This window comes from Streptomyces canus (assembly GCF_001514145.1).
In the GTDB taxonomy this organism is placed as follows: Bacteria; Actinomycetota; Actinomycetes; order Streptomycetales; family Streptomycetaceae; genus Streptomyces; species Streptomyces canus.
Map to the genome: position 1 here is coordinate 384,171 of NZ_KQ948665.1, position 16,444 is coordinate 400,614.

At 69.1% G+C, this 16,444-nt stretch carries 12 protein-coding genes; 9 read left to right on the plus strand and 3 right to left on the minus strand.

Features of this window, described 5'->3' with window-relative positions; translation table 11 throughout:
• Positions 1-53: 53 nt before the first annotated feature.
• Positions 54-3,992, minus strand: coding sequence for a type VII secretion protein EccCa (gene eccCa / locus AQJ46_RS30615; RefSeq protein WP_059208620.1), 3,939 nt, complete (start codon positions 3,990-3,992; stop codon positions 54-56).
• A gap of 260 nt (positions 3,993-4,252) precedes the next feature.
• On the opposite strand from eccCa, the gene eccD reads away from it, so the two are divergent.
• From eccD to AQJ46_RS30645, 6 genes are all read left to right on the plus strand, one after another.
• A complete protein-coding gene (eccD, locus tag AQJ46_RS30620; RefSeq protein ID WP_225887422.1) occupies positions 4,253-5,716 on the plus strand; it encodes a type VII secretion integral membrane protein EccD in 1,464 nt (487 codons plus the stop codon).
• A gap of 252 nt (positions 5,717-5,968) precedes the next feature.
• The gene (gene rpsO, locus AQJ46_RS30625; RefSeq protein ID WP_005479656.1) at positions 5,969-6,256 is read left to right on the plus strand and encodes a 30S ribosomal protein S15; all 288 of its coding nucleotides are present in this window, start codon (positions 5,969-5,971) and stop codon (positions 6,254-6,256) included.
• 314 nt (positions 6,257-6,570) lie between these two features.
• Positions 6,571-8,787, plus strand: a complete 2,217-nt coding sequence (locus tag AQJ46_RS30630; protein WP_059208622.1) for a polyribonucleotide nucleotidyltransferase — start codon at positions 6,571-6,573, stop codon at positions 8,785-8,787.
• On the plus strand, positions 8,784-10,163 hold the full coding sequence (locus AQJ46_RS30635; protein WP_057616784.1) for a M16 family metallopeptidase: 1,380 nt from the start codon (positions 8,784-8,786) through the stop codon (positions 10,161-10,163). The genes AQJ46_RS30630 and AQJ46_RS30635 overlap by 4 nt, the downstream gene beginning before the upstream one ends.
• A gap of 35 nt (positions 10,164-10,198) precedes the next feature.
• Positions 10,199-10,951 carry a 4-hydroxy-tetrahydrodipicolinate reductase gene (dapB, locus tag AQJ46_RS30640; RefSeq protein WP_059208623.1) on the plus strand — a complete coding sequence of 251 codons (753 nt, stop codon included), beginning with the start codon at positions 10,199-10,201 and terminating at the stop codon, positions 10,949-10,951.
• A complete protein-coding gene (locus AQJ46_RS30645) occupies positions 10,951-11,406 on the plus strand; it encodes a tetratricopeptide repeat protein (protein ID WP_059208624.1) in 456 nt (151 codons plus the stop codon). The genes dapB and AQJ46_RS30645 overlap by 1 nt, the downstream gene beginning before the upstream one ends.
• Before the next feature lie 70 nt (positions 11,407-11,476).
• On the opposite strand, the gene AQJ46_RS30650 is transcribed toward AQJ46_RS30645, so the two are convergent.
• Entirely contained in the window at positions 11,477-12,031 is a 555-nt protein-coding gene (locus tag AQJ46_RS30650; RefSeq protein WP_059208625.1) for a phage holin family protein, read from the minus strand.
• A 124-nt stretch (positions 12,032-12,155) separates the two neighbouring features.
• Entirely contained in the window at positions 12,156-12,395 is a 240-nt protein-coding gene (locus AQJ46_RS30655) for a hypothetical protein (RefSeq protein WP_057616842.1), read from the minus strand.
• Positions 12,396-12,573: 178 nt separating this feature from the next.
• On the opposite strand from AQJ46_RS30655, the gene thyX reads away from it, so the two are divergent.
• The 3 genes from thyX (at position 12,574) to AQJ46_RS30670 (ending at position 16,264) form a co-directional block, all read left to right on the plus strand.
• A complete protein-coding gene (thyX, locus tag AQJ46_RS30660) occupies positions 12,574-13,314 on the plus strand; it encodes an FAD-dependent thymidylate synthase (RefSeq protein WP_057616792.1) in 741 nt (246 codons plus the stop codon).
• Between the two features lie 211 nt (positions 13,315-13,525).
• Positions 13,526-14,425 (plus strand): 4-hydroxy-tetrahydrodipicolinate synthase, encoded by a 900-nt coding sequence (dapA, locus tag AQJ46_RS30665; protein ID WP_059208626.1) that lies wholly within the window; start codon positions 13,526-13,528, stop codon positions 14,423-14,425.
• 153 nt (positions 14,426-14,578) lie between these two features.
• The gene (locus AQJ46_RS30670) at positions 14,579-16,264 is read left to right on the plus strand and encodes a ribonuclease J (RefSeq protein WP_057616797.1); all 1,686 of its coding nucleotides are present in this window, start codon (positions 14,579-14,581) and stop codon (positions 16,262-16,264) included.
• Positions 16,265-16,444: the final 180 nt, after the last annotated feature.

The following is a 16,444-nucleotide window of genomic DNA, read 5'->3' on the forward strand; positions in this document are numbered from 1 at the left end:
GAAAAGAAGGAGGGGCGGCCCGCAGACACGGCCGCCCCTCCACCCGCACAGGCTCAGCTCTCCGGCAGGTATCCCGTCTGGACGAGCTGGCCGCTCGTCCGGCGCGAGATGAACTGGCCACGGCCCGGAGGCATCGGGGCGGCCTTGATGTTGTTGAACACCGGGCCCTCCGACGGGTCACCGGACAGCACGATGCCCTGCGCGCCGAGCTCCTTGATCCGGGTGAGGACCGGCTCGAAGGAGGAGCGTGAGGCGCCGGACGTGGAGCGGGCCAGGATGATGCGCAGACCCAGGTCACGCGCGAACGGCAGGTACTCCAGGAGCACCGACATCGGGTTGCCCATCGACGTGGCGACGAGGTCGTAGTCGTCGATGAAGATGAACGCGTCGGGCTCGTTGTACCAGGAGCGGTTGCGCAGCTGGTCCGGCGTCACGTCCGGGCCCGGCATACGGCGGCTCATCGAGCCGGCCAGCGACTCCATGACCTCCTGGAGCTGCGGACCCGAGGCGCAGTACTTGTACATGTGGCTCTCGGGCACCTGGCCGAGCAGCGCGCGCCGGAAGTCCGAGACCACGAACAGCGCCTTGTTGGTCGCGTACCGCTCCGAGACCTGCTTGGCGATGAACCGCAGCAGCGAGGACTTGCCGGACTCGCTCTCGCCGTAGATGACGAACAGCGGGTCGGTCTCGAAGTCCACGAAGACCGGCGAGAGGGTGAGCTCGTCGACACCGACCGCGATACCGCGGCTGCCGAAGTCGCCGCCGCCGGGCAGCTCGGACGCGTGCAGCATCGTCGGCAGCATCCGCACCTTCGGTGCCGCCGGGCCCTGCCAGGCGTTGTTGACGCTCTGGACGAGGTTCGCCATGCCGTCGGCGAGGTCCTCCACCGCGGTCGACCCGTCGATCCGGGGCGTGGCGGCGAGGTAGTCCAGCTTGTCCGGGGACAGACCGCGGCCGGGCTTGCCCATCGGCACGTTCTCGGCCCGCTTGCGGTCGAACTCCGACTCCATCGCGTCACCGAGCCGCAGTTCGAGGCGGCTGAGGATCTGGTCGCGCAGCGCGGGCCGCATCTCGGTGTAGCGGGTCGCGGTGATGACCAGGTGGATACCGAAGCCGAGACCACGGGTGGCGATGTCCGCGATGACCGGGTCGAGCATCTCGTAGTCGTTCTTGAACGTCGCCCAGCCGTCGATGATGAGGAAGACGTCGCCCCACTGCTGGTCGGGGTAGTGACCCTGCGCCCGGCGGTTTCGGAAGGTGCCCATGGAGTCGATGCTCTTGGAGCGGAAGAACTCCTCACGGGCGTTCAGGATGCCGTGCACCTCCGCGACCGTACGGCGGACCTTCTCCTGGTCCAGACGGGAGGCCGCGCCGCCCATGTGGGCCAGGTTCTCCAGCGCGAGCATGCCGCCGCCGCCGAAGTCGAGGGCGTAGAACTGCACTTCGGCCGGAGTGTGGGTGAGCGCGAACGACGTGATCATCGTGCGCACGAGCGTCGACTTGCCGGACTGCGGGCCGCCCACGATCAGCGCGTGACCGGCGGAACCCGACAGGTCCGCGTACATCACGTCACGGCGCTGCTCGAAGGGCTTGTCGACCAGGCCGACCGGGACGGCCAGCTTGCTCTGGGCGTGGTAGCCCTCGGCGTGCAGACCGCGCTCCGCGCTGATGTTGAGGGCCGGCAGCACCTGGTCGAGGCTGAACGGCTCGTCCAGCGGCGGCAGCCACACCTGGTGGGCGGGCGGGCCCTGACCGTCCAGGCGGCTGACGATGACGTCGAGGACGGTGTCGGCGAGCGCGTCGTCGACCTGGTTGCTCCGGGTCTCCGGCTCGGGGTCGGCGAGGATCCGCACCGGTACCGGAGCGGCGGTGAACAGCACGGGGGAGCGGTCGATCCGGCCGCCGCCCTGCACCGTCGGCCCGTTCGGCCGGTAGGTACCCGACACGTAGGCGGCCTTGAACTGCACCATCGTCTCGGTGTCGTACTTGAGGATGCCCGCACCGGGGACGTTCGGCAGGTGGTAGGCGTCGGGCACACCGATCGCCGTACGGGACTCGGCCGCGGAGAAGGTGCGCAGACCGATGCGGTACGACAGGAAGGTGTCCAGGCCGCGCAGCTTGCCCTCCTCGAGGCGCTGCGAGGCGAGCAGCATGTGCACACCCAGTGAACGGCCGATACGGCCGATCTGGATGAACATCTCGATGAAGTCGGGCTTGGCGGCGAGCAGTTCGCTGAACTCGTCGATGATCAGGACGAGCGAGGGCAGCGGGTCGAGCGCGGCACCGGCGGCGCGCGCCTTCTCGTAGTCGGTGATGTTGGCGTAGTTGCCGGCCTGCCGCAGGAGTTCCTGACGGCGGGTCAGCTCACCGGTGATGGAGTCACGCATCCGGTCCACGAGCGTGAGCTCGTCGGCCAGGTTGGTGATGACCGCGGAGACGTGCGGCATGTTGCCCATGCCGGTGAAGGTGGCACCACCCTTGAAGTCCGCGAGGACGAAGTTGAGCGTCTCGGACGAGTGCGTCACCGCGAGACCGAGGACCAGGGTGCGCAGCAGCTCCGACTTTCCGGAACCGGTGGCGCCGACGCACAGGCCGTGCGGGCCCATGCCCTCCTGCGAGGCCTCCTTGAGGTCCAGCATGACCGGTTCGCCGCTCTCGCCGAGACCGATCGGCACGCGCAGCCGCTCGTGCAGGGTGCGCGGCCGCCAGGTGCGCGAGACGTCCACGCTCGCCGCGTCACCGATCTGCATGAGGTCGGTGAAGTCCAGGTTCGCCAGCAGCGGTTCGTCCGCATCGGCGGCACCGAGCCGCAGCGGCGCCAACTGACGGCCCAGCGACTCCGCCTGTGCCTGCGACAGCACGTCGGGGACACCGGTGAAGACACCCGTGCCCGCCTCCAGCTCCATGGCGTCGGGCCACACCCGCACCGACAGCGAGCCACGCGCCTCGTCGAGTTCGCCGGGCACCACCTCGACGATGGTCACGCCCTGCAGGCCCTCCGCCGAGGCGAGGACCGAGTCGGCGGGGACACCGCCGCCGTCCAGTACGACGACCACGTGCGGCTGGTCGAGCACCGGCGAGCCGTCCCGGCTCCAGCGGGGGCGGCCCTCCAGCTGGTGGGCGATCATCTCCTCGAGCTCGCCGAGGTCGTAGCAGAGCAGACGGCGGCTGCCGGCGCCGTCTGACTCCTTGTGCTGCATGTGCGGCAGCCACTTGGTCCACTCCCAGTCCACCGCCGCACCCGGCGAGGCCACGACCGCGATCACCACGTCCTCGGGCGAGTGCAGCGAGGCCAGTTGACCGACCACCGACCGGGTCTGGCCGTAGACCGTCTCCGCGTCCCCGGAGATCGTCACGTGGTAGAAGGAGCGCAGCCCGATGGCCAGCGGCAGTTCACCGAGCGTGCCGTAGCTCGCGATGAACTGCTGCATCGCGTGCGCGGTCAGCGGCTCCAGCTCGTCCACCGGCGCGGTGTCGGGCGCGACCAGCGGCGTCGCCAACTGCTGCGGGCCCAGGCCGATCCGGACCTGGACGAAGTCCGGGTCCATGGCCCGCCGCTCCCACAGCCGCGACCCCTCGGCGACCAGCGCCCACAGCTGCTCCGGCGCCGGGTGCAGGTAGTACTGGGCGTCACGCTGCTTGTGCACCGTGCGCCGCACCTCACGGCGCTTCTGCGCCAGGTACTTGAGGTAGTCGCGCCGGGCCTCGGCCATCTGACCGGAGGGTCCCTTCCGGGCCCGCACGATCTGGGCGACCAGCATGGCGACCGTGGACACCATCATGAGGCCGCCCATGATCTTCATGAAGCCCTGGGCGCCGGGCATGAAGAAGAACGCCGCCGACGAACCCATGCCCAGCATGGGCAGCAGGTTCATCAGGAGGCTGTCGTCCTCGGTACGAGGGAGTTCGGGAGGTGACTCGAGCTTGACCTCCTCACTCGGCACCTCCGGCGGGAGTACCCGCGGCGGGCGCTTGACGATGACGACGCTCACCGATCCACCAGTCCTTCACGCAATCGCAATGTCGAACCGCCCCCGTCGTGACGGCCCCCGTATGTTCGTCAACTCATGGGGCTTTGCCAACACATGAGCCGGGCGTTGATCCTACTGTTCTGCGGGCCCCTTGAGCCGGGAGGGGATGGGGAGAAGCCGCAAGAGGACGGTAGGGTGACGCTCCAAACGAAGCGCGGAGCGGGAATCGCCCTGGCAAACCGCGACGAATCACCGAGTACTGGACTAGGGGGAACCGTCAGGTGAGTACGGTTTCAGCAACCGGATTCTGCCGGGTCACGGTGGCGGCACCGAACAGCCGGATCGATGTGGCACTTCCCGAGGACGTGCCGCTCTCTGACGTCTACCCGGAGATCCTGCGGCTGTCGGGCCAGACACCCGAAGAGGCCGCGCCCACCGGGTACAACCTCGTACGCAGGGACGGCTCCGTCCTCGACGACGGCCGCTCGCTCTCCGAACAGCAGATACGCGATGGCGAATTGCTGCTCCTGCGGCCCTTCGCGGACTCCCTGCCGCCCGCCGTCTTCGACGACGTCGTCGACGCCGTGGCCGCCGTCGTCGAGGCCGACCGGCGCAGCTGGAACGACGGCATGATGCGCGTCGTCGGCCTGACCGCCGGCGCGCTGCTGCTGACGATGATGGCGCTGGCCCTGTGGTTCTCGGAGCCGCTGCGCCACGACATGCACGGACTGCCGGGCGTCATCGCCGGAGCCACCGGTGTCGTCCTCGTCGCGCTCGCCTCCGTCCGCGCCCGCGTCTACGACGACCATCACGCCGCCGTCGCCCTCGGCCTCGCCTCACTGCCGCACCTGATGGTCGGCGGCTCCGGCATCATGGCCCTCGACGCGGGCGAGGGCCCCGGCCGGCTGAACCTCCTCGTCGGCTTCGCCGCCGTCCTCGTCGCCGCGGTGCTGCTCGTCCTGATGCTGCCCCAGAAGGACGCGCCCTTCATCGCCGCCGCGTTCGGCGCCGGCATCGGCGTCCTCGCCACCTTCGCCGCGATCGTCTCCGAGGCCGAGCCGCGCGAGTCCGCCGCCGTCACCGCCGTGGTCATGGTCGCCGTCATCGGCTTCCTGCCCGGCTGGTCCGCCCGCTTCTCCCGGCTGCCCATCGGCTTCCGCTCGCCCGACCAGATCGCCAAGCGCGGTCGCGCCGACGACCAGCAGGAGCAGGAGCCGGTCGACTACCAGCTCATCACCGACCAGGCCCGCCGCGGCCACGAGCTGCTGCTCGGCCTCGTCGGCGGCTCCGCGGTCACCGGCGTCGCCTCCGCGGGTGTGGTGCTCGGCTTCTCCAGCAGCGGCTGGGCCCAGCTGCTGTCACTGGCGGCCGGCCTCGCCATGCTGATGCGGGCCCGGCTCTTCCTGTACACGTCCCAGGTGGTGACCCTGATGATCTCGGGCATCATCACCGTCAGCCTGCTGGTCCTCGGCCTCGCCCTGAACCCGCCGGCCGACATCATCAAGGACCTCATCTACGACCACAACAGCGCCCCGCTGGACATCCGCACCGTCTGGCTGTCCGCCGCGGTGGCCCTGGGCGCCACGCTCCTGGTGGCCATCGCCCTGATCGTGCCGCGCAAGGGCGTGACCCCCTTCTGGGGCCGGATGCTCGACCTGAGCGAGGGCGCGGTGCTCCTCTCCCTCGTCCCGCTGTGCCTCGCGGTCCTCGACCTGTACGCGGCGGCCCGCGGCATGACCAGCTGAGCCCCGCACACCTCACGGCGGCTGTCACCCACGCGGGTGGCAGTCGCCGCGGCATGTCTACGACGCAGGCGTGGGCCGGGGCACTGCCGCAGGGCTGATACGCTGGCTGACGGCCGTTTGTGTACGCACCCCCGGAGCTCACCGCTCTGGAGGCCGCGCCCAGCGGATCCCCGCCTCCCGAGTTACGGAAGCTCCCCTGAGAAGTGGACCAGGGGCACTCGGTGGCTACCCAAGAGACTACGAGGAGTACGCGTGTCGCTCGACGCCGCTACGAAGAAGCAGATCATCACCGAGTTCGGTACCAAGGAGGGCGACACCGGCTCCCCCGAGGTCCAGGTCGCGATGCTCTCGCGCCGTATCTCGGACCTGACCGAGCACCTCAAGACCCACAAGCACGACCACCACTCCCGTCGTGGTCTGCTCATCCTCGTCGGTCAGCGCCGCCGCCTTCTCCAGTACCTGGCGAAGAAGGACATCCAGCGCTTCCGTGCGCTGGTCGACCGCCTCGGCATCCGCCGCGGTGCGGCGGGCGCCAAGTAGGACGCCGTGAAGGGAGCGGTTCCCGAAACGATCGGGGACCGCTCCCTTTGCCGTACGTGCTCGCCGTACGTACGGAAACGTGCGCAGTGTCACACCCACTTTGTAGTGTGGTAGCACAACGCAGTACCACGAGGAGAAGTGCACCTCGCCGCCGCCGGTCCTCGGTAGTGGCCCCCGGGCCTTGCGAACCCGGGTGCTTCGATCGAAGACCGGCCCGCACCAGATGGAGCGCTTCTCCGCTCACGTCCCCCCGCCACACGGGCGGATCGGGACAAAAGACGTAACGCAGACGAAAAGTAACGGAGAAAACGCTAGTGGAGAACGAGACCCACTACGCCGAGGCCGTCATCGACAACGGCTCCTTCGGCACCCGCACCATCCGCTTCGAGACGGGCCGCCTGGCCAAGCAGGCCGCCGGCTCCGCCGTGGCGTACCTGGACGACGACACCATGGTGCTGTCGGCCACCACCGCCTCCAAGAACCCCAAGGACCAGCTCGACTTCTTCCCCCTGACGGTGGACGTCGAGGAGCGGATGTACGCCGCCGGCAAGATCCCCGGCAGCTTCTTCCGCCGTGAGGGCCGCCCCTCCGAGGACGCCATCCTCACCTGCCGCCTGATCGACCGCCCGCTGCGCCCGTCCTTCAAGAAGGGCCTGCGCAACGAGATCCAGGTCGTCGCCACGATCATGGCGCTCAACCCCGACCACCTGTACGACGTCGTGGCGATCAACGCCGCCTCCGCGTCCACGCAGCTGGCCGGTCTGCCCTTCTCCGGCCCGATCGGCGGCGTCCGCGTCGCGCTGATCAACGGCCAGTGGGTCGCGTTCCCGACGCACACCGAGCTCGAGGACGCCGTCTTCGACATGGTCGTCGCGGGCCGCACCCTGGAGGACGGCGACGTCGCGATCATGATGGTCGAGGCCGAGGCCACCGAGAAGACCATCCAGCTGGTCAAGGGTGGCGCCGAGGCTCCGACCGAGGAGGTCGTCGCCGCCGGTCTGGAAGCCGCGAAGCCCTTCATCAAGGTGCTCTGCAAGGCCCAGGCCGACCTCGCGTCGAAGGCAGCCAAGCCCACCGGCGAGTTCCCGATCTTCCTCGACTACCAGGACGACATCCTGGAGGCGCTCTCCGCCGCCGTCCGCCCGGAGCTCGCCTCCGCGCTGACCATCGCGGGCAAGCAGGAGCGCGAGGCCGAGCTGGACCGCGTCAAGGCGCTCGCCGCCGAGAAGCTCCTGCCGGAGTTCGAGGGCCGCGAGAAGGAGATCTCCGCCGCGTACCGCTCCCTGACCAAGCAGCTCGTCCGCGAGCGCGTGATCAAGGAGAAGAAGCGCATCGACGGCCGTGGCGTCACGGACATCCGTACGCTCGCCGCCGAGGTCGAGGCCATCCCGCGCGTGCACGGCTCCGCGGTGTTCGAGCGTGGCGAGACCCAGATCCTGGGCGTCACCACCCTCAACATGCTCCGCATGGAGCAGCAGCTGGACACCCTCTCCCCGGTGACCCGCAAGCGCTACATGCACAACTACAACTTCCCGCCGTACTCCACCGGCGAGACCGGCCGCGTCGGCTCCCCGAAGCGTCGCGAGATCGGCCACGGCGCCCTCGCCGAGCGCGCCCTGGTCCCGGTCCTGCCGACCCGCGAGGAGTTCCCCTACGCGATCCGCCAGGTCTCCGAGGCGCTGAGCTCCAACGGCTCGACGTCCATGGGCTCGGTCTGCGCCTCCACCATGTCGCTGCTGAACGCCGGTGTGCCGCTGAAGGCCCCCGTCGCCGGTATCGCCATGGGCCTGATCTCCCAGGAGATCGAGGGCGAGACGCACTACGTCACCCTCACCGACATCCTCGGTGCGGAGGACGCCTTCGGCGACATGGACTTCAAGGTCGCCGGCACCAAGGAGTTCGTCACCGCCCTCCAGCTCGACACCAAGCTGGACGGCATCCCCGCCTCCGTCCTGGCCGCCGCTCTCAAGCAGGCCCGTGACGCCCGCCTCCACATCCTCGACGTGATGATGGAAGCGATCGACACGCCGGACGAGATGTCCCCCAACGCCCCGCGGATCATCACCGTCAAGATCCCCGTGGACAAGATCGGCGAGGTCATCGGCCCCAAGGGCAAGATGATCAACCAGATCCAGGAGGACACCGGCGCCGACATCACGATCGAGGACGACGGCACCATCTACATCGGTGCGGTCGACGGTCCCTCCGCCGAGGCGGCCCGCACCACGATCAACAGCATCGCCAACCCGACGATGCCGGAGGTCGGCGAGCGCTACCTGGGCACGGTCGTCAAGACGACCACCTTCGGTGCGTTCGTCTCGCTGCTCCCGGGCAAGGACGGGCTGCTGCACATCTCGCAGATCCGCAAGCTCGCCGGCGGCAAGCGCGTGGAGAACGTCGAGGACGTGCTCGGTGTGGGCGCCAAGGTCCAGGTCGAGATCGCCGAGATCGACTCCCGCGGCAAGCTCTCCCTGATCCCCGTGATCGAGGGCGAAGGCGACGATGAGAAGAAGGACGACACCGACCAGTGACGTCGAGTAGCTCCACGGCGACGGCCCGCACCTCCTCGGAGGCGCGGGCCGTCGCCCGTACCCAAACCCTGATCAAGGGCACCAACGGCATCGGTGTCGTCCGCAAGACCACCCTCCCCGGCGGCCTGCGCATCGTCACCGAAACCCTGCCGTCGGTCCGCTCGGCGACCTTCGGCATCTGGGCGCACGTGGGCTCCCGCGACGAGACGCCCGCTCTGAACGGCGCCACCCACTACCTGGAGCACCTGCTCTTCAAAGGCACCTCGAAGCGCAGCGCCCTGGACATCTCCTCCGCCCTCGACGCGGTCGGCGGCGAGATGAACGCCTTCACGGCGAAGGAGTACACGTGCTACTACGCGCGCGTGCTCGACGCCGACCTGCCGCTGGCCATAGACGTCGTCTGCGACATGCTGACGGGCTCGCTCATCCTCGAAGAGGACGTCAACGTCGAACGCGGCGCGATCCTCGAAGAGATCGCCATGACCGAGGACGACCCGGGCGACTGTGTGCACGACCTCTTCGCGCACACCATGTTCGGCGACAACCCCCTCGGCCGCCCGGTCCTCGGCACGGTCGACACCGTCAACGCCCTCACCGCCGACCGCATCCGCCGCTTCTACAAGAAGCACTACGACCCGACCCATCTCGTCGTCGCGGCCGCCGGCAACGTCGACCACAACAAGGTCGTACGACAGGTCCGCGCCGCCTTCGAGAAGGCCGGCGCCCTGAAGAGCCCCGACGCCATGCCCATCGCCCCGCGCGACGGCAGGCGCGTCCTGCGCACCGCGGGCCGCGTCGAGCTCATCGGCCGCAAGACCGAGCAGGCCCACGTCGTCCTCGGTATGCCCGGCCTGCCCCGCACGGACGAGCGCCGCTGGGCCCTCGGCGTGCTCAACACCGCCCTTGGCGGCGGTATGTCCTCGCGCCTCTTCCAGGAGGTCAGGGAGAAGCGCGGACTGGCGTACAGCGTCTACTCGTACACCTCCGGCTTCGCCGACTGCGGCCTGTTCGGCGTGTACGCCGGCTGCCGGCCCTCGCAGGTCCACGACGTGCTGAAGATCTGCCGCGACGAACTCGACCAGGTCGCCGAACACGGCCTCTCGGACGACGAGATCGGCCGCGCCATCGGCCAGCTGAGGGGCTCCACGGTCCTGGGCCTGGAGGACACCGGCGCCCTGATGAACCGCATCGGCAAGAGCGAGCTGTGCTGGGGCGAGCAGATGTCCGTCGACGACATGCTGGCCCGGATAGCGTCGGTCACCCCGGACGATGTGCGTGCGGTCGCCCGCGAGATCCTGGGACGGCGTCCGTCGCTGTCGGTCATCGGCCCGCTGAAGGACAAGCAGGCGGCCCGACTGCACGAGGCCGTCGCCTAATCCACCCCGGTTGCATCGGTTAAGGAAGCAAGAAGATGAGCAAGCTGCGCGTGGCGGTCCTCGGAGCCAAGGGCCGGATCGGCGCCGAGGCGGTCAAGGCCGTCGAGGCCGCCGAGGACATGGAGCTGGTGGCCGCCCTCGGCCGGGGCGACAAGCTGGAGACCCTGGCCGAGACCGGCGCGCAGGTCGCCGTCGAACTGACCACGCCGGCCTCAGTGATGGACAACCTCGAGTACTGCGTCGGCCACGGCATCCACGCCGTCGTCGGTACGACGGGCTGGACCGACGAGCGCCTCGCACAGCTGAAGGGCTGGCTGGACGCCTCCCCGCAGACGGGCGTCCTCATCGCGCCCAACTTCTCCATCGGGGCCGTCCTGACGATGAAGTTCGCGCAGATCGCCGCGCCCTACTTCGAGTCCGTCGAGGTCGTCGAGCTCCACCACCCCAAGAAGGTCGACGCCCCGTCCGGCACCGCCACGCGCACGGCCCAGCTCATCGCCGAGGCCCGGCGCGCGGCGGGCACGGCCCCGGCGCCGGACGCCACGGAGACGGCCCTGGACGGGGCGCGCGGCGCGGACGTCGACGGGATCCCCGTCCACGCCGTCCGCCTGCGCGGTCTGCTCGCCCATCAGGAGGTCCTGCTCGGCGGGGAGGGCGAGACCCTGACGGTCCGCCACGACTCCCTCCACCACAGCAGCTTCATGCCGGGCATCCTGCTCGGCGCCCGCCGAGTGGTCATGACCCCGGGCCTGACCTTCGGCCTGGAGAACTTCCTGGACCTGGGCTGATGCGCGCCAAGCTGTCCTACGCCCTCACGGCCGCCGTCCTGGTCTTCTACTTCGTCCTGGTCGGCAGCCGCGGCGTCATGCTGATCCAGTCCGGCACCCTCGTCACCGTCACCTTCGGCGTCGCGGTGCTGATCCTCCCGGTGATCGGCGTGTGGTTCCTGTGGAAGAACACCCAGTTCGTCCGCAGGGCCAACGCTCTCGCCGCGGAGCTCGACGCCGAGGGCGGCCTGCCCGTCGACGAGTTGCAGCGCACGCCCGGCGGCCGGATCGACCGTGACTCGGCCGACGAGGTCTTCACCAAGCGCAAGGCCGAGACGGAGGCGGCTCCCGACGACTGGCGCAGCTGGTTCCGCCTCGCCGTCGCCTACCACGACGCCCGCGACACGCCCCGGGCACGCAAGGCGATGCAGCGCGCGATAGCCCTGCACGACGGCAGGCCCGTCCAGCAGCTCTGAAGCCCCGGCATGGCGAAGGGGGCCGGTCCTGGTGCGGACCGGCCCCCTTCGCCATGCCTCCCCATAGGGCTCAGGCCCGCCCGTACTCCGCGGCCCAGGCCTCCACCGCGTCCGCGGCCCGCTCGAAAGCCTGGCCGCGCGCGAGGAAGTCCGCGTTGTGCGTGGTCAGCAGCGGCGACACGTCCTGCGGTGCCTGCCCCTGCCGTACGAGGGTCAGGGCCTGCCCCTGGACCGTGCGCGGCAGCCCGAGCCAGCGCACCGGCTGCTGTGCCGTCCGCACGGCGACCACCTGGTCCCAGGACACCGTACGAGTGAAGAGGAAGCCCACCCGGCGCACCCCGCGAGCGCTGACCCACACACCCATGCGCAGCAGCCGCAGCGCGCCGACGATGACGAGCGCCGCGATGCCGAGCACCACACCGGCCTCCGACGGTGAGTCCGTCAGCGCGATGATCACCGCCGCGAACAGCACGTAGGAGGCGAGCAGCAACAGGATCGCGGCCACGCCCACCCGCCACGGACCGGGCCGGTAGGGCCGGCGCCAGTGGTCACGGTTGTCGAACGGCAGCGCGACGTCGTCCGTCGTCTCGAATGCGCGGTCGGCCGTCAGGAAGGGCAGGGGCACGGCGGGTCCTCACTCGATCCATGCGGTGGGCTGTGCCCGGTGAGGCTATCCGCCGGTAACCCTGTCGGCCACCTCAGGGGGGCCATGGGGGTATCTCCCAGGCCATTCCGGCAGGGGGGGAGAGTCAGTGCCCCTGGGAGGCCTGCGACTGCTGGTTCTGTGCGGGTGCCTGATCCTGTGACAGCGCCGGCATCCCGAGGACCAGGGATCCGACGAGTCCGGCGACGATGGTGAGTCCCGTCAACCAGCGTCCGGCCACCTCACCGGCGGACGCCCTCTGGCGGGGTGGAGGCGTGACATTGCTGCGGAACCTGTCGGCTTCGGCGAGAAAGGCGAACGGTACGGGCTCGCGCCGACGCAACAGCATGGGGGTACTTCTCCCTTCGGGGATCGAACGAATCGCTGCTGTCTGTACAGACGAGCGGTTGCCGCAAAAGGTGCCCGGTTTCGCCGACTTAACTCGGTCACGACAGTGAAAGTCCCGTTTGGCGGGTCGTAGAGTGGCGTCGCCATACGACGAGCTGGGAAGGACCCCCCGAACCGTGAGCCCCACCCCCGACGACGATTTCAAGATCGAGCTGCGCAAGGACGTCACCGTCGAACTGGTCAAGCACAGCGCGGCCGACTCCGACGTGCTGTTCGCCGCCAGGGTGTCGACCGTCGGAGAGCAGTCCCTGGAAGAGCTGAGCAAGGACCCGGAGCGTTCCAAGGGCCTGATCAACTACCTCATGCGGGACCGGCACGGCAGCCCGTTCGAGCACAACTCCATGACCTTCTTCATCAACGCCCCGATCCTCGTCTTCCGCGAGTTCATGCGGCACCGCGTGGGCTGGTCGTACAACGAGGAGTCCGGCCGCTACCGGGAGCTCCAGCCCGTCTTCTACGTCCCCGGCCCCGACCGCAAGCTCGTCCAGCAGGGCCGCCCGGGCAAGTACGTCTTCGTCGAGGGCACCCCCGAGCAGCACGAGTCCGTCGGCAGCGCCATGGAGGAGTCGTACCGCCAGGCGTACCGCGCCTATCAGGAGATGCTCGCGCAGGGCGTCGCCCGCGAGGTCGCCCGCTCGGTCCTGCCCGTCGGCCTGTTCTCCTCGATGTACGCCACCTGCAACGCCCGCTCGCTCATGCACTTCCTCGGTCTGCGCACCCAGCACGAGCAGGCGACGGTGCCGTCCTTCCCGCAGCGGGAGATCGAGATGGTCGGCGAGAAGATGGAGGCGGAGTGGGCGAAGCTCATGCCGCTCACCTACGCCGCCTTCAATGCGAACGGTCGTGTGGCGCCGTAACGGACGGCTGTTTCCCCGCTGAGCACAGATGTACGGGTCCTCCCGGTGAAGTGTCCGTATTGCGGCATTTAGAGAAGTTCACTTAGCCTGATCGAACGGACCCGGCACTGCTTGAACCCCCGAGCAGGCAGTGCCGGGCTCCGCATTTGTCACCACTTGTCGCGTCCCCCTAGGGCAGACCCCACCTTGAGCAACGAGTAGCGTGTTACCCATGGCTCCGACCTCCACTCCGCAGACCCCCTTCGGGCGGGTCCTCACCGCCATGGTCACGCCCTTCACGGCGGACGGCGCACTCGACCTCGACGGCGCACAGCGGCTCGCCACCCACCTGGTGGACGCAGGCAACGACGGCCTGATCATCAACGGCACCACCGGCGAGTCGCCCACCACCAGTGACGCGGAGAAATCGGACCTGGTACGAGCCGTACTGGAGGCGGTCGGCGACCGCGCCCACGTCGTCGCCGGTGTCGGCACCAACGACACCCACCACAGCATCGGGCTGGCGCGAGCCGCCGAGCAGGCGGGCGCGCACGGCCTCCTGATCGTGACGCCCTACTACAACAAGCCCCCGCAGGAGGGCCTGTACCGGCACTTCAAGGCCGTCGCCGACGCCGCCGAGCTGCCCGTGATGCTCTACGACATCCCGGGCCGCAGCGGCGTCCCGATCAGCACGGAAACGCTGGTCCGGCTCGCCGAGCACCCGCGGATCGTCGCCAACAAGGACGCCAAGGGCGACCTCGGCCGTGCCAGCTGGGCCATCGCCCGCTCCGGCCTCGCCTGGTACTCCGGCGACGACATGCTGAACCTCCCGCTGCTCTCCGTCGGCGCGGTCGGCTTCGTCTCGGTCGTCGGCCATGTGGTCACCCCGGACCTGCGCGCCCTGGTCGAGGCGTTCGTCTCCGGCGACGTACAGAAGGCCACCGAGATCCACCAGAAGCTGCTCCCCGTGTACACCGGCATGTTCCGCACCCAGGGCGTGATGACGACCAAGGCGGCGCTCGCCCTCCAGGGCCTGCCCGCCGGGCCCCTGCGCGCCCCCATGGTGGAGCTTTCCACCGACGAGATCGGGCAGCTCAAGATCGATCTTGCTGCCGGCGGGGTACAGCTCTAGCACCAGACTTCGCGCGCCCGGCGCGCAACCGGACTCAACAACTGAATACGCGGGCCACCGGTGCCCGCACCACAACGACAACTGCTACACGCACGAACGTCACGCACGCCATGTGCCCCACCGGTACATGGCGTGTGTGGTGAGGAGAGTCTTTTGAGTCATCCGCATCCTGAACTGGCCCCGCCCGCGCCGCTTCTCGAAGGCGCCCTGCGGGTCACCCCACTCGGCGGTCTCGGCGAGATCGGCCGAAACATGACGGTCTTCGAGTACGGCGGCCGCCTGCTGATCGTCGACTGCGGGGTGCTCTTCCCGGAGGAGGAGCAACCCGGAATCGACCTGATCCTGCCGGACTTCTCGTCCATCAGGGACCGCCTCGACGACATCGAGGGCATCGTCCTCACGCATGGCCACGAGGACCACATCGGTGGCGTCCCGTTCCTCCTCCGCGAGAAGCCGGACATCCCGCTGATCGGCTCCAAGCTGACCCTCGCGCTCATCGAGGCCAAGCTCCAGGAGCACCGCATCCGCCCCTACACCCTCGAGGTGGCGGAGGGACACCGCGAGCGCATCGGCCCCTTCGACTGCGAGTTCGTCGCGGTCAACCACTCCATCCCCGACGCCCTGGCGGTCGCCATCCGTACGCCCGCCGGCATGGTGGTCCACACGGGCGACTTCAAGATGGACCAGCTCCCGCTGGACGGCCGGCTCACGGACCTGCACGCGTTCGCGCGGTTGAGCGAGGAGGGCATCGACCTTCTTCTCTCCGACTCCACGAACGCCGAGGTCCCGGGCTTCGTCCCACCGGAGAAGGACATCTCGAACGTCCTGCGGCAGGTCTTCGGCAACGCCCGCAAGCGGATCATCGTGGCGAGCTTCGCCAGCCACATCCACCGCATCCAGCAGATCCTGGACGCGGCCCACGAGTACGGCCGCCGGGTCGCCTTCGTCGGCCGCTCGATGGTCCGCAACATGGGCATCGCGCGAGACCTCGGCTATCTGAAGGTCCCCCCGGGCCTGGTGGTCGACGTCAAGACGCTCGACGACCTCCCGGACCACGAGGTGGTCCTGGTCTGCACGGGCTCCCAGGGCGAACCGATGGCAGCCCTGTCCCGCATGGCCAACCGCGACCACCAGATCCGGATCGTCAACGGCGACACGGTGATCCTCGCGTCCTCGCTGATCCCCGGGAACGAGAACGCGGTCTACCGCGTGATCAACGGCCTGACCCGCTGGGGCGCCAACGTCGTCCACAAGGGCAACGCCAAGGTGCATGTCTCGGGCCACGCGTCCGCGGGCGAACTCCTGTACTTCTACAACATCTGCCGGCCGAAGAACCTGATGCCGGTCCACGGCGAATGGCGGCACCTGCGCGCCAACGCCGAGTTGGGCGCCCTGACCGGCGTCCCGCACGACCGGATCGTCATCGCCGAGGACGGTGTGGTCGTCGACCTCGTAGAGGGCAAGGCGAAGATCGCGGGCAAGGTCCAGGCGGGATACGTCTACGTCGACGGCCTCTCGGTCGGCGATGTCGGCGAACCGGCCCTCAAGGACCGCAAGATCCTCGGGGACGAGGGCATCATCTCGGTCTTCCTGGTGGTGGATTCGTCCACCGGCAAGATCACGGGCGGCCCGCACATCCAGGCCCGCGGCTCCGGCATCGACGACTCGGCGTTCAGCGACGTGATCCCGAGGATCACCGAGGTCCTGGAGCGCTCGGCGCAGGACGGCGTGGTCGAACCCCACCAACTGCAACAGCTGGTGCGGCGGACCCTGGGCAAGTGGGTCTCCGACACCTATCGCCGCAGGCCGATGATCCTCCCTGTGGTGGTGGAGGTCTGACGGACCGTCGGACACTCGCCCGAGTGAACCTGGAGCGGGGCGCCTCGATTTGCATCGAGGCGCCCCGCTCCAGTACGTTTACGGCTCCGCCCGAGGGGGAACCCGGCAGCTTCGTGCTCCGGAGCCAGCCTCCAGGGGCGGGAATTCCGACTCAGAACTTCTGATAAAGTCGGAACCGCC

Excerpts from the sequence above, each read along its gene's own strand:
- dapB (WP_059208623.1), top strand. The coding sequence starts at position 10,199 with ATGAGCAAGCTGCGCGTGGCGGTCCTCGGAGCCAAGGGCCGGATCGGC.
- AQJ46_RS30645 (WP_059208624.1), top strand. The coding sequence starts at position 10,951 with ATGCGCGCCAAGCTGTCCTACGCCCTCACGGCCGCCGTCCTGGTCTTC.
- dapA (WP_059208626.1), top strand. The coding sequence starts at position 13,526 with ATGGCTCCGACCTCCACTCCGCAGACCCCCTTCGGGCGGGTCCTCACC.